This is a genomic window from Prosthecobacter sp. (genome assembly GCF_034366625.1).
In the GTDB taxonomy this organism is placed as follows: domain Bacteria; phylum Verrucomicrobiota; class Verrucomicrobiia; order Verrucomicrobiales; family Verrucomicrobiaceae; genus Prosthecobacter.
On record NZ_JAXMIH010000007.1, the window covers coordinates 136,110 to 150,171 of the forward strand.

Sequence of the window (14,062 nt, forward strand, 5' to 3'; positions counted from 1 at the left end):
TTCTTGGCTGAAATCTAGAACTGCAAATCCTGCGCAGGCCGTGCAATGCACCGCCTGCGCAGTTTTTTTGTGCCGCTGCATCTTCGACGAAGTGCGGAGCAACAAGTGCCGGCTGAGTATACTGCTGACTGAAGTCCGCGCTCCGTCACCGAAGGTCGAGAGCTAAAATCAGATTGTCATTCTGCGACGTCTCGGCTTCGATGACGGCTTATGAGCAAACAATGGCGCATCGCAGGCATTAACTTCGACCACTTTCACATGGGTGACCTGCTGCGGCAGACCTTCGAGCATCCCAACGCCGAGATCGTGGGCATCTGCGATGAACAGCCGGAGCGGCTGGTGGATGCCACGCGGAATTTCAGCCTCGGCGAAGGGCAGGTGTTCACCGATTACCGGGCCTGCATGGAACAGACCAAGCCGGACATCGTCATCCTTTGTCCTGCGGCCTCGAAGCATGGCGAGTGGGTGAAAAGGATCGCCCCATTCGGCACGCACATCATCATGGAGAAACCCTTCGCCGGATCGCTGGACGAGGCGGATGCGATGATCGCCGCCATGCAGCCGCATGACAAGCTGCTCACGGTGAACTGGCCGCTGGTGTGGGATGCCGGGCAGCAGACGGCGCATCGTTTGATTCAGGAAGGCGTCATCGGCGAGGTGCGCGAGTTTCACCATCACGGCGGCAATCGTGGCCCGCTCTACCACGGTGCCGACAAGATCGAAAAGGAACCCAGTGCCGCCGACAAGGCCGCGAGCTGGTTTTATAGCAAGGCGCAGGGCGGGGGATCGCTGCTCGATTACATGGGCTACGGCACCACGCTGGGCACCTGGCATCTCGGTGGCAAGGCCCCGCTCGAAGTCACCGGCGTCTGGGACGAACCCGTCGGACTGGAGGTCGATGAACATGCCGTGGCCGTGATCCGTTACAGCTTCGGTTTGAGCAAAAGCGAGACGCGCTGGGGCACCTTCACGGATCCCTGGACCTTCCAGCCGCAGCCGAAGTGCGGTTTCGTCCTCAAAGGCACCGACGGCACGATTTCCTGCTACGATTACGAGCCGACCGTGCGCGTCCAGACCCGCGCCAAGCCCGAAGGCTTCGACGTGGCCGTCGATCCCGTTCTCGCGCCGAACCGCAACCCGGTCGAGCACGTCATTCACCACCTTGAAACCGGCGCACCGCTCATCGGTCCGCTCCGCCTCGACATCTCCCGCATTGGTCAGCAGATCGTCGATACGGCGTTTCAGAGCGCGCAGGAGAAGCGGACGCTCAAGCTGGTGGGGTGACTGATGCTCAGTGCTAACAGCGGAGTTCGTGGCAGCCTTCTTTAACGAGTGCTCGTCTAAAGGCTCTCTGGAAGAGGGCTGCCATGTGATCAGGCTTTGTTTCGATGCGGGTAACTCAGGCGGTTTAAATATCAGTTATGCGAGATGAATGTGATAAAATTTACATTTTCGATATTGTGTCGCGCCGGCTTGGCAGGGATAATCACTCAACTACTGGAAAAACCACGTTTTTAAGTTTCATTTTTGCCGCACTTCTGCTTCCGCCATGAAAACAAGATTCCATGCACTTGTTGCCACTCTACTGCTTTCGTGCCCGGTTCTGACGCTGGGTTCATCGGGTTCTTTGGCTGATGTCCTCGTTCTGTATAACTTCAACCAGCTCGCCAATGATTGGGACTCGAACATCCCTGACTACTGTGCCCCGTGTGTTTGGACCACCGACCTGGCACTCAACACCTTGAATCAAGGCCTGCACACTGGCGGGCCTGATGGATCCAAGTTCCGCTGCTTTGAGGGGTGGGATTTTGTCTATGATTATTCGCTGGCGCGGACTGACTTGTCCCAAGCGGTGAATACTCTTTCCTATGATGTTTTTGTCAGAGCAGATGCGATGGCCGACATCTCCGGAGTTTCGCTGGACTGGCAGCGACCTGGTCATTCCTCGGCTGACGCCATTCAGGCTTCCATTTTCTGGGAGGATTCCGCAGGAGCCGTCCAGCATCGTACCTCGGGACCGGTGCTGTTGGGCGGCACTGGCAGTTGGAACTCTTTGGATCTGGATTTTTCAGCGGGCTCCAGTGCCCTGCCAACGGGGCTCGACACATCGGGCAAGCAGTTTCATGTCGAACTGTATGCTTGGGGAAAAGATGGCGACGCGCTTTACCTCGACAATATTGTACTCAAGGGATTGTGCGCTCCCATTCCTGAGCCCGGGGGGGCCTTGCTGATCGCGGCGGCAGGCATGGCGTTCCTGCTTCGTCGCAGGGTACGCGGTTAATTTCTATTCGAACAACCCACACTCCTTCCGAGGAAGAGGCCGCTGAGAAACCGGCGGCCTCTTTTGCCTCTCCACAGCAACTCCGGCAGGGCAAAAAGTGAGCTGTTTGGTTATCGCGAATTTTCATCTTTATGCATGAATTGTGAAAAAGCATGATTTTCGTGGCGTTTGTCCGCCCATGAAGAACCTCTTCGCCTACCCCCTGCTGGCCACCTGTTTGCTGTCATTCTCTCATGCTGCCAACAAACCGGACACCAGTGCTGCTGCAAAGCAGATCGACTCGATCCTGGCTGCTGACTGGCAGAAGAACAAGCTCCAGGGCAATCCTGCCACGGATGAGAACACGTTCGTCCGCCGCATTTATCTCGACACCATCGGCCGCATCCCGACGACGCGTGAGGCGGATGCCTTTCTCACTTCCAAGGATGCTGACAAGCGCGCCAAGCTCATCGACAAGCTGCTCGGCTCCGAAGCCTATGTGCAGCATTTCTTCAACTACTGGGCCGACGTGCTCCGCCTGACCTCCAACGGTAACCAGACCGGCGCGATCACTGGCGCGGCCTACGCGACCTTTGTGAAGGAGAGCCTCCGCGCCAACAAGCCCTACGACCAGTTCGTGCGCGACATGATCGCCGCCCAAGGCAAAGCTTGGGACAACGGTGCCATCGGTTATTACATGCGTGATCGCGGCATGCCGCTCGACAACATGGCGAACACCGTGCGCGTCTTCCTCGGCACGCGCATCGAGTGCGCCCAGTGCCACAATCATCCCTTCGATAAATGGTCGCAGATGCAGTTCTACAAGATGGCGGCCTTCACCTACGGCGTGCAGACACAGGACTACAGCGGCGGGGTCATGAGCGATGTGTCGGATCTCCTGCGTGAGAAAGAAAACGCCATCCGCGCGTCCTTCAAAGAGCCGCAGCGCCCGCAGCGCCCGCAGGTCAAGGGCAAGATGACCAATGACGAGCGCAAGGCCCTTGAAAACGAGTTTGCCCGCCAGCAGAAGGAGTACAACGAGAAGATGACTGCCGTGAACAAGCAGCGCGAGGAAGCCCGCCTGAAGCTCCGCAGCGAGCAGCGCGGTTACCAGGAGTCGATGAACGATGTGCGCGACACCATGCGCTACACCTCCGTCAGCAGCCGTGACCGCAAGCCCACCCTGCCGCATGACTATCAGTACAGCGATGCCAAGCCCAAATCCTCCGTCGAACCCGGTGCCATGATGGGCCACGAGTGCATCACCCAGCCGGGCGAGACACCGTTGCAGGCTTATGCACGCTGGATGACCAGCCCTGAAAACCCGCGTTTCACCACCGTTATTGCCAATCGCCTATGGAAGCGCGTGTTTGGCCTCGCCCTCATCGAGCCGCTCGACGAACTCATGGACACCACGGTGCCGATGATTCCCGAGATGGAAAAGCACATCGAGAAGCTCGTCGTGGACATGAACTATGACATGAAGGCCGTCCTTCGCGTGCTTTACAACACCAAGGCCTACCAGGCCCAGGTCACCCGTCAGGAATACGCCCCCGGCAATGTCTATCACTTCACCGGCCCGCTGCTGCGCCGCATGAGCGCCGAGCAGATGTGGGATTCCTTTGTCACGCTCATCAATCCGAGCCCGGACATGATCAATCAGGCCAATCGCGAACAGATGGAGCAGCGCATCCTTCAGGCCAAGAAGATCGCCGACAGCGTCGATGCCCTCACTCCCGAGGAAGCCCTCGTTGGCCTCAAGAAGTCTGCTGACATCTACGCCAAGAACCGTGAGCGCACCGAAGTGCAGCAAAAGCTCTTCGCCGAAGCGCGTGTGGCAGCCAAAGACGCCCGTGACGCGGCCGATGCGATGCCTGAAGGCCCTGCCAAGGTCGCTGCTGTCACGAAAGCGGATGAACTGCGCAAGAAGTCCGACGCCATTCGCAACGAGGTCAACCGCATCCAGAACGAAGGCCGCCGCGTCACCTATGCCGAGGTCATCACCACCGGCCAGAAGAAGCTCTTTGAGAAAGTCACCGGCAAGCCCTACCAGACGGTCGCCATGAACACCAAAGGCGGTTCTGAGGCAGCGCCCGCCATGATGAACGGTGGCGACATGATGATGATGTCCAACGGCACCCGCACGGAACGGGTCATCATCCCCGGCTATGACCGCAAAGAACTCAGCAAAGAAGAGAAGCAGGCCGTTTCCGAGAAAGCTCGCGCCGCATATGCCGAGGAAGCCGAGTTTTTCGGAATCCCGGAAAAGGAAGTGAAGTCCTACATCAACGCCCGCGAGCAGGTCGCTCGCAACACCCTGCGTGCCGCTGAACTCGAAAGCCCCGCTCCACGTGGCCACTATCTGCGCGAGTTCGGCCAGAGCGATCGTGAGACCATCGAAAACGCCAACAATGACGCCAGTGTGCCGCAGGCGCTCGCCATGATGAACGGCAGCCTGCTGCCGCAGATCACCAGCCGCTACAGCCAGCTCATGCTCACCGTGAACAAGGCCCAGTATCCTGATGACAAGGTTGAGGCCGCCTACATGACCGTTCTCTCCCGCAAGCCCACCGCTCGCGAGAAGGAAGTGTGGCTCAAGGCGCAGGACAGCGGCCTCAGCACCATGGACGACCTCGTCTTCTCTCTGTTGAACACCCAGCAGTTCATTTTCATTCAGTAAGACAGTACCCAAAACCAACAACACACGCGCACCTCCATGAAACAGGAACTCGCCACCAAACTCGTTCGCTCCGGTGAAATCACCCGTCGCGACTTCGCCGCCAAAACCGCTTCCTCGCTTCTTGGGGTCGGCCTTCTTGGCAACTCGCTCACCAGCAAGTCCTTCGCCGCCTTTGAGGGCTCCTCGAAGCTCAAGCAGGCTGCCACCGCGAAAAACGTCATCTACCTCTACATGAGCGGTGGTCAGTCCCACATGGACACCTGGGATCCGAAGGAAGGCGTCGAAACCGCCGGCCCGACGAAGCCCATCAAGACCAGCGCCGACGGCGTCCGCATCTCCGAGTATCTGCCGCTCACCGCGCAGCAGATGCACCACGGCACCGTGATCAACTCGCTCACCTCCACCCAGGGCGCGCACGAGCAGGGCAACTACATGATGCACACCAGCTATGAGCTGCGCGGTACCATCCGCCACCCTGCCATGGGAGCCTGGCTCAATGTGTTCCAGGGCGGTGGCAACAGCACCCTGCCAAACTTCGTCTTCATCGGCAATGACAGCCGCCATCCCGGCGCAGGCTTCTTCCCCGCCGCGCAGGCCCCGCTGTTCGTCAGCAATCCTGAAAACGGCCTCAAGAACATCAAAAACGGCGCTCCTGAGGACAAATTCAAGGCTCGTATGAAGCTGGCCGACGAACTCGACCAGGACTTCCGCAAAACCTTCCCACACCGCAACGTGAAGGCCTATGCCGACATGTACGATGACGCCATGGCGATGATGAAGTCAGAAGACTTGAAGGCCTTCGACCTCACCGAGGAACCCGGCGAACTCCGCGCTGCCTATGGTCGCGAAGCCTTTGGCCAGGGTTGCTTGCTCGCCCGTCGTCTCGTTGAGCGCGGTGTCCGTTTCGTCGAAGTCTCTCTCGGCGGCTGGGACACCCACAACGCCAACTTCGTCGCCGTGCCGGAGCGCTGCGAAACGCTCGACAAGGGTCTTGCCACTCTCGTGTCCGACCTGCACAACCGCGGTCTGCTGGAGGACACCCTCATCGTGCTGACCTCCGAGTTCGGCCGCACGCCTGACATCAATCAGAACGTCGGTCGTGACCACTATCCGAAGGCTTTCTCCGCCGTCATGTTCGGTGGTGGCGTCAAAGGTGGCTACACCTACGGCAAGACCGACAAGGAAGGTCGCGAAGTCGTTGAGGACAAGGTCAAGATCATGGACTTCAACGCCTCCATCGCCTACGCGCTGGGTCTTCCGCTCGACCACGTCATCTACAGCCCCAGCAAGCGTCCGTTCACGATTGCTGACAAAGGCCAGCCGATCACCAATCTCTTCGCGTAAGCGTCAGGGAAACATCTGCATTCACAAACACGCGACGCCTCACCAGCGTCGCGTGTTTTTTATGCTCCTGGCAAGGCCCAAAAGGTGAAAGTCGTTGAGCGATTGGCCGGGCAAGGCGACCGTTCCCAATGAACATCGCGCCGTCCATTCTCCTCCTCAGTGTTGGGCTCCTGCTTGTTGGCTGCGGTGAACCTGTGGCGGACGTGGCCAAGCCGCAGAGCTATGAGAAAGGCGGGCTCAAGTTCCGGTATCCCGGCAATTGGAAGATTGCGGAGGATGAGGATTTGGGGGAGGGCGTTCGCCATCTTTCTGTCGAGACCGGTGGCGATGCGTTGGTGGTGGTCCAGCTTTTCCCCATGGCGTCCGCCCATTCGCTGGAAGATTATGCGCGTGCCTTTTCTACCGAGACTGCGGCGGCGCTTCCCATTGGCAAGATGATGGGTTCAAAGTTCACGCCACTGGCGGAAGCCGACGGTTTTGCCCGGTTGCAGGAAAATTGTACGCTGCAACTCCTCGGCGAGAAGATACCGCACGTGCGGTATTACCTGAGCCGCGATTTCGGCGAGTTGCGCTGGTTCCTGATCTGTCAGGTGGCTGACGAGGATCTGCAACAAGTGACGGACGGCTTCAAGCAGGTGGCGGCATCGCTGAGTGTGGCGCTGCCGGCGGCAGGCACGGCACCGTAAGCTTCACAAGCTCTGCTTGGTCTTGCTCACCAGACGAATGCCTTCGATCCGCATCTTCTTGTCGGCGGCTTTGCACATGTCGTAGATCGTCAGCGCGGCGATGCTGACAGCCGTGAGAGCCTCCATCTCGACACCAGTCGCGGCCACCGTGATGGCAGTGGCGGTGATGTGAACGGCCTTGGGACGCAGATCGAAGTCGATCTGCACTTTGCTGAGCGGGATCTGGTGGCAGAGCGGAATAAGGTGCTGCGTCTGCTTCGCGGCCTGGATGCCGGCGATGCGCGCGATGCTGAGCACGTCGCCCTTCTTGATTTGATTCTTCCGAATGAGCTCAAGCGTGGTCGGGGCGAGCATGATGCGGCCTTCGGCGACGGCTTCACGGCGCATGGGCGGTTTGGCGGAGACATCCACCATGGCGGCTTCGCCTTTGCGATTGAGGTGAGTCAGTTTGCTCATGGAAGAAAGGGGGAAGGGTTATGAGTTAGAGGTTAAGAGATGGGCGTTCTGCGTCACATGTTTTCCTCAACCATAACCCATAACCCATAACGGATAACTCATCACCTCCCTCACCCCCCAATCGCGATCATGCGGCGGTTCGGCTGGTAGTTGTGGCGGAAGTCGTGCTCCTTGGGCTTGCGGGCGACGACGTTTTGGAAGAACGCGGCGAGTTCGGCATCGTCACAGCCGCCGCGTAGAACGCTGCGCAGGTCAAACTCCAGGAAACTGCCGAGGCAGGGGCGCAGCTTGCCGTCGCAGGTGAGGCGGAGCTTGTTGCAGTTCTCACAGAAGTGCAGGTTGGTCATCGCGCCGATGAAGCCGATCTTCTGGTCGGTGGCGGGGACACGGTGATAGACGGCGGGGCCATTCGTTTTGAAATCAGGCTCCTCAATGAGCGGACCGGTCGTTTGCTCGACGAGCTTCTTCGCCGTGGCGATGGGCAGGAAGTTAGCCTCACTGAGCACTTCCTGGGTGCTGACGGGCATGAGTTCGATGAAGCGGAGCAGGGCGTTCTTGCTGGCCGCATAGTCGATCAAGGCGGGAAGCTCGCGTTCGGTCTGGTTCTTCATGAGAACGCAGTTGAGGCGGATGGATTCAAAACCGGCGTCGATGGCAGCATCGATGCCTTCCAGCACGCGCGGCAGGAGATCGCGGCTCGTGGTGCGCTGGTAAACGGCGCGGTCGAGGGAATCAAGCGAGATGTTGGCCGTGCGGACCCCTCCTTGGGCAAGTTGTTCGGCAAGAGTGCGTCCCTTGTCGGTTTTGGCGAGCAAGGTGCCGTTGGTGGAGATGGCGACGCCTTCAATGCCGGGGATTTTCGTCAGTTCGCCGCAGAATCCGGCGATGCCAGGGCGTGTCAGCGGCTCGCCACCCGTGACACGGATGCGTTTGATGCCGAGTGTGGCCCCCACACGCACGACACGCAGCATTTCATCGTAGGTGAGCGTGTCTTCCTTGGCGAACCACGGCTGCTCCTCCTCGGGCATGCAATAACGGCAGCGTTCGTTGCACCGGTCGGTGACGGAGACGCGCAGATAGGAGATGCGATGGCCGAAGGGGTCTTCCACAAGGATGGAGGCGTTGAAACGCTCTTCTAACCACATTCTACGTGCGTGCTCAAGCCTTCGTATGCTGCAATGGTACGCGCATGGTGAAGCTCGTTTCGACGCCCGGCGTGCTGGTGAGCTCGATTGTGCCGCCATGGGCCTCGACCGCCCGTTTGACGATGGAAAGCCCGAGCCCGGTGCCCTTGATCTCCGAGGAGTGATGCTTGTTCCCCCGATAGAAGCGTTTGAAGACGAAGGGCAGGTCGTGCGCGGGGATGCCAATGCCGTTGTCGCTGACTTTGAGGATGCAGTGGTCCTGCTGCCATTCACCGGAGACGCGGATGACGAGGCCGGGCCGGTTGTTCTCCTTGACGGAGTTTTCGATGAGGTTGGTGAAGACCTGGTCCCAGTAAAAGCGGTCGCCCTGGAGTTTGCCTCCATCCTTGGGAAAATCGAACTCAAGGCGCACGTTGCGGCCTTCCATCATGGGGGCCAGATGATCAGCGGCATCCTGCACGCAGGCGCGGACGCTGAAGGGTTCGCAGTTCAGGGGCGTGCTGGAATCTTCCAAACGCGAGATGGCGAGCATGTCCTCGATGATGCGGGCGATGCGCTTGCCGTGCTTCTCCATCACATCGAGGCATTTTTTCATCGAGGCGGGATTGGGCGTGCCGCCGTCCTGCATCATTTCGATGTAGCCGTTGATGATGGTGAGCGGTGTGCGCAACTCATGCGACGCATTGGCGACGAAATCCTGCCGGATCTGCTCGGTCATCGCGGATTCGGTGATGTCCTGGATCATGAGCCAGGCACCACCGCCGGACGTGGTGGGCAGCGGGGCAGATTCGATGAGGAAATGGCGTCCGCCGAGGTCCGTCCCGGCGCCGACAGAAGACGGCAGCATCTGGATGCGGCGCACGGTGTGGCGTTTTTCCAGCATGGCCTCCTGCACGAGGCTGGCGATCTGGTGATCGCGCACTTCCTCGATGAGGGCGCGGCCGGGACGGATTTCCTGGCGGTTGAGGAGTTTTTTCAGCGGTTGGTTGGCGTAACGGATGTGCAGGTGCTCGTCCACCAGCGCGATGCCCTGGCTGATCTCGCCCAGCAGGGTTTCAAAAACGCGCCGTTGTTCCGCCTGCTGCTCGGCCTGCTGGCGGGCGTGATAAAGGGCACCTGCCTGCTCCGGCAGTTGGTTCGCATCCCGTGCCCGCATGCCGATGGATTTTGCCACGCCCTCCCACCGCCGCAGCCAGTGCTTTTCACGCTGCATCCAGGTGATGAGACACGCGGCCAGCAGCAGGGTGAGGACGAGGCAGAGCGTGGTCATGCAGACGTGGGTGCGGCGGCTTCCGTCTGGAACTGGAAGCCCGTGCCGCGAATGGTGACGATATGCGCGCCCGCCGCGCCAAGCTTTTCGCGCAGACGCTTGATGTGGGTGTCCAGCGTCCGTGTGGCCACATCGCTGTTGTAGCCCCAGACCTCGCGCAAAAGATCCGCGCGGGTGTGGACGGTGGTGTCGTTTTCCATGAGGGTGGTCAGCAGCTTGAACTCCGTGGTGGTAAGATCAAGCGGCGCGCCATCAAGGAAGAGTTTCATGTTTTTGCGGTCCAGCAGGAAACGACCGCGCTGGAGTTCGGAGACGTGCGTCACCTTGTTCACCCGGCGCAGGATGGCGCTGATGCGCAGGTACAGCTCGCGCGGGCTGAAGGGTTTGGTGAGGTAGTCGTCGGCGCCCGCGTTCAGGCCTTCGACGCGGTCTTCGACGCCGTCGCGCGCGGTGAGGATCAGCACCGGCAGGGCGGGCAGGCGCTGGCGCAGGCGGCGCAGCACGGTCAGGCCATCCACCAGGGGCAGGCCGAGGTCGAACACCACGCCGTCGAAACCCTGCAAGGCCAGCCGCTCCAGGGCCTCGGCACCGTCGGCCGCGGTGGTGATGCGGTGGCCCGCTTGCGTGAGCTGAGCGCCCAGCGCGTCGCGCAGCAGTTCGTCGTCTTCAACAATCAGCAGGTGGGCCATGGGGTCAGTTTAGCCGCGCCCTGCCGGGCGCTCGGACGTTCAGGCCGCTTCGGGCGGGCGCACGCGGAACGCGGTGGCCTTGCCGGCGTGGTCCTGACCGGCGTACACGGTGAGGTGCGGGTAGGGGATCTCGATGCCGGCGGCATCAAAGGCGGCCTTCAGGCGGCGCAGGTATTCGCGTTTCACGTTCCACTGCTCCAGGGGCCGGCAACGAAAGCGGCAGCGGATGACCACCGCCGAGTCGGCCCAGCGTTCGACGCCGGCGATCTCCAGTTCGTTCGTGATGCTGGCGCCAAAGGCCGGCTCTTCGCGCATCGTCCGGGCCACTTCGGCCATGACCCGCATCACCTCGTCCACGTTCTCGCGGTAGGCCACGCCGATGTCCATGACCGCGTTGCTGAAGCCGCGCGTCATGTTGATCACGGTGCTGATGTGGCCGTTGGGCACGTAGTGCACGTTGCCGTCGTAGTCGCGCAGCTGCACGTAGCGCAGCGTGACCACCTCCACCATGCCGGCGTGTTCGCCCAGCTTGACCACATCACCCTGCCGGATCTGGTTTTCCAGCAGGATGAAGAAGCCGGTGAAAAAGTCCTTGACCAGGCTCTGGGCGCCAAAACCCACCGCCAGACCGACCACGCCAGCCGCGCCCAGGATGGGCGCCACCGACACCCCCAGCTCGGAGAGCACCAGCATGCCGGCGATCAGGCTCACCACCACCCCGACCAGGTAGCGGAAGACACGGCCCAGGGTTTCGGCGCGCTTGCTCGACTCGCGGTCGTCCATGCGGCTGGCGATGCGTATGCGCAGCGTGCGTATGCCGCGCTGCAGGATGGCGACCAGCAGCCAGGCGGCGATGAGGATGATGGTCACCCGCAGCAGGGTGGTGGCAGCGCTGCCCAGGCTGATCCACCAGCGAGTGGCGAGGTCCAGGATGTTGCCGTTCATGGGTGTTCCTCCAGAAGGGTTGTGAAAAAGGCCTCACGGAGTCACCCAGGGCACCGCCGGGCCGGCTTTGCCGGACGGCCAGTGCCGCCCCCTTTGAGGGGGTAGCGCGAAGCGCTGCGGGGGTGTTCACTTCACACGGCGTTGAGTGCGTTCAGGAAGCGCTGGCGCCACCAGTGCACGTCCTGTTCGCGGATGTTCTGCAGCAGCGCCTGGTGGCGGCGCTGACGCTCTTCCAGCGGCATTTGCAGCGCGCGTTGCATGGTTTCGGCCGTGCGCGTGGTGTCGTAGGGGTTCACCAGCAGGGCGTCGCGCATCTGCTCGGCCGCGCCGGCAAAACGCGACAGCACCAGCACGCCGGGGTCTTCGGGGTCCTGCGCGGCGATGAACTCCTTGGCCACCAGGTTCATGCCGTCGCGCAGTGGCGTCACCAGCGCCACGCTGGCCGCGCGGTACAGGCCGGGCAGGCGCTTGCGCGCCACGCTGCGGTGGATGTAGCGCACGGGCATCCAGTCGAGTTCGCCGAAGTCGCCATTGACCGAACCACACAGACTCTCCAGCTCGTGGCGCAGAGCGGCGTAGGCATCGACCGCCTCGCGGCTGGGCGCGGCGATCTGGATCAGCGTGGCGCTGCCCAGGTTCTCCGGGTAGTTCTGCAGCAACTGGCGAAAGGCCTTGATGCGCTGCGGCAGGCCTTTGGAATAGTCCATGCGCTCCACACCCAGCAACAGGCGGCGGCGCGAGTATTCGTCGCGCATCTGTTCGTACATGTCGACCGCCTCGCGGCCCTGGCCGAGGGCCGTGAATTCGTCCACGTCGATGCCGATCGGGAAGGCCTGCACCTGCAGGGTCTTGCCGAAGGCCCGGAATTCGTGTTCACCGAGGATGTCGGCCGAGGTTTCGGTGCCCACGTAGCGCGAGAAATGGGCCACGTCGGCCTCGCTCTGGAAGCCCACCAGGTCGTAGGCAAACAGCGAGCGCATCAGCCACTCGTGTTCCGGAACGGCGGCCAGCAGCAGGGGCGGGGGCAGGGGGATGTGCAGGAAGAAACCCATGCGCTGCTGGCAGCCCATGTTGCGCAGCTCGGCGGCCAGCGGGATGAGGTGGTAGTCGTGCACCCAGATCACGTCGTCGGGCCGCAGCATCGCCGCCAGCTTGTGCGCGAACATCTGGTTGACGCGCCGGTAGCCGCCAATGAACCCGGCATCGAAATCGGCCAGGTCGAGCCGGTAATGGAACACCGGCCAGAGCACGCCGTTGCTGTACCCCAGGTAGTAGCTGTCGTGGTCCTCGCGGCTCAGGTCCACGGTGGCGAGCTGCACCGGGCCGGCCGACTGCAGATGGACGTCGCCTTCGCCGGGCGTTCCGCCTTCCACGATCTTGCCGCTCCAGCCGAACCAGAGACCGCCCGAGGCCTGCAGCGCCTGGCCGAGCGCCACGGCCAGCCCGCCCGAAGCGGTCTTGCGCGGATCGGCGACGCGGTTGGAGACGACGACAAGACGGCCCATCAGAGAGCCTCCGCGCAGCGCGCTGCGGCATTCACCTTGGGAGCGGCCCGGCGGCTCATCTAGATCACCGTGTCCCAGGCGGCCGACAGGCGAACGGCCGCGTTGATGATGCCCACCATGGAATAGGTCTGCGGGTAGTTGCCCCACATCTCGCCGGTGGTGGCGTGCGTGTCATCGGAGAGCATGCCCAGCGGGTTGCGCGCCTAGAGCATGGTCTCGAAGATGGCGCGGGCTTCTTCCACGCGGCCGATGCGCGCGAGCGCGTCGATGCGCCAGAAGGTGCAGATGTTGAACGCGGTTTCGGGCGTGCCGAAGTCGTCGGCCGCTTCGTAGCGCCGCATGTAGGGGCCGTCGCACAGGTGTTTCTCCAGCGCGTCCAGGGTGGCGATGAAGCGCGGGTCCATCGGATCGATGAAACCGACCTCGGCCATCAGCAGCACGCTGGCGTCGAGGTCGCGCCCGCCGAAGCTTTCGGCAAAGGCCTGGCGTTCCTCGCTCCACGATTCGCGCAGGATGCGCGCGCGCATGCCTTCGGCGTGTTTTTGCCAGTAGGCGGCGCGTTCGGACTGTTGCAGTGTCTGCGCGATCTTGGCCAGCCGGTCGCAGGCGGCCCAGCACATCAGTGCCGACGAGGTGTGCACACGGGCACGCGTGCGCAGTTCCCACATGCCGGCGTCGGGCTGGTCGAAGATGCGCACCGCTTTTTCGCCGACCGCTTCGAGCCGCTCGAACTCGGCCAGACCCGCCGGGTTGAGCAGGCGCCGGTCGTGGAAAGCCTGGGCTGCGCCGAGCACGATGTTGCCGTAGACGTCGTGCTGGAAATGTTCGTGGGCCTGGTTGCCCACGCGCACCGGACCCATGCCACGGTAGCCGGGCAGCCGTTCGCAGATGCGTTCGGGCAGGTCGCGTTCCAGCCCGATGCCGAACAGCGGCTGCACATGGCCCCCATTGGCACCGACCACCGCGTTGGACAGCCAGCGCAGGTAGTCTTCCATGGTGCCGACCTCGGCCAGGCTGTTGAGCGCCCGCACGACAAAGAAGGCGTCGCGCAGCCAGCAGTACCGGTAGTCCCAGTTGCGCTG

The 14,062-nt window shown here is 61.8% G+C and carries 11 protein-coding genes and 1 pseudogene; 5 read left to right on the forward strand and 7 right to left on the reverse strand.

Features of this window, described 5'->3' with window-relative positions; all coding sequences use genetic code 11:
• The first annotated feature begins 210 nt into the window (after positions 1-210).
• The 5 genes from U1A53_RS08545 to U1A53_RS08565 all read left to right on the forward strand — a co-directional run bounded on the left by U1A53_RS08545 (position 211) and on the right by U1A53_RS08565 (position 6,970).
• The gene (locus U1A53_RS08545; protein WP_322280238.1) at positions 211-1,284 is read left to right on the forward strand and encodes a Gfo/Idh/MocA family oxidoreductase; all 1,074 of its coding nucleotides are present in this window, start codon (positions 211-213) and stop codon (positions 1,282-1,284) included.
• A 265-nt stretch (positions 1,285-1,549) separates the two neighbouring features.
• Complete coding sequence (locus tag U1A53_RS08550) at positions 1,550-2,281, forward strand: PEP-CTERM sorting domain-containing protein (RefSeq protein WP_322280239.1); 732 nt, start codon at positions 1,550-1,552, stop codon at positions 2,279-2,281.
• A 178-nt stretch (positions 2,282-2,459) separates the two neighbouring features.
• Positions 2,460-4,940, forward strand: coding sequence for a DUF1549 domain-containing protein (locus tag U1A53_RS08555; RefSeq protein WP_322280240.1), 2,481 nt, complete (start codon positions 2,460-2,462; stop codon positions 4,938-4,940).
• A gap of 36 nt (positions 4,941-4,976) precedes the next feature.
• Positions 4,977-6,284: a DUF1501 domain-containing protein gene (locus tag U1A53_RS08560; protein ID WP_322280241.1), complete on the forward strand. Its 1,308-nt coding sequence runs from the start codon at positions 4,977-4,979 to the stop codon at positions 6,282-6,284.
• Between the two features lie 128 nt (positions 6,285-6,412).
• Positions 6,413-6,970 (forward strand): hypothetical protein, encoded by a 558-nt coding sequence (locus tag U1A53_RS08565; protein ID WP_322280242.1) that lies wholly within the window; start codon positions 6,413-6,415, stop codon positions 6,968-6,970.
• A gap of 3 nt (positions 6,971-6,973) precedes the next feature.
• Here U1A53_RS08565 and moaC read toward each other — a convergent pair whose 3' ends face one another.
• The 7 genes and pseudogenes from moaC to U1A53_RS08605 form a co-directional block, all read right to left on the reverse strand.
• Positions 6,974-7,426: a cyclic pyranopterin monophosphate synthase MoaC gene (gene moaC / locus U1A53_RS08570; RefSeq protein WP_322280243.1), complete on the reverse strand. Its 453-nt coding sequence runs from the start codon at positions 7,424-7,426 to the stop codon at positions 6,974-6,976.
• A gap of 110 nt (positions 7,427-7,536) precedes the next feature.
• A complete protein-coding gene (gene moaA, locus U1A53_RS08575) occupies positions 7,537-8,535 on the reverse strand; it encodes a GTP 3',8-cyclase MoaA (RefSeq protein WP_322280244.1) in 999 nt (332 codons plus the stop codon).
• A 49-nt stretch (positions 8,536-8,584) separates the two neighbouring features.
• Entirely contained in the window at positions 8,585-9,841 is a 1,257-nt protein-coding gene (locus tag U1A53_RS08580; RefSeq protein ID WP_322280245.1) for an ATP-binding protein, read from the reverse strand.
• The gene (locus U1A53_RS08585) at positions 9,838-10,530 is read right to left on the reverse strand and encodes a response regulator transcription factor (protein WP_322280246.1); all 693 of its coding nucleotides are present in this window, start codon (positions 10,528-10,530) and stop codon (positions 9,838-9,840) included. Before U1A53_RS08585 ends, U1A53_RS08580 begins: the two co-directional genes overlap by 4 nt.
• A gap of 39 nt (positions 10,531-10,569) precedes the next feature.
• Entirely contained in the window at positions 10,570-11,475 is a 906-nt protein-coding gene (locus tag U1A53_RS08590; RefSeq protein WP_305725321.1) for a mechanosensitive ion channel family protein, read from the reverse strand.
• A gap of 131 nt (positions 11,476-11,606) precedes the next feature.
• Positions 11,607-12,980 carry an alpha,alpha-trehalose-phosphate synthase (UDP-forming) gene (gene otsA / locus U1A53_RS08595; protein ID WP_305725322.1) on the reverse strand — a complete coding sequence of 458 codons (1,374 nt, stop codon included), beginning with the start codon at positions 12,978-12,980 and terminating at the stop codon, positions 11,607-11,609.
• A 59-nt stretch (positions 12,981-13,039) separates the two neighbouring features.
• Positions 13,040-14,062: pseudogene (locus U1A53_RS08605) on the reverse strand (glycoside hydrolase family 15 protein); the annotation flags it as partial.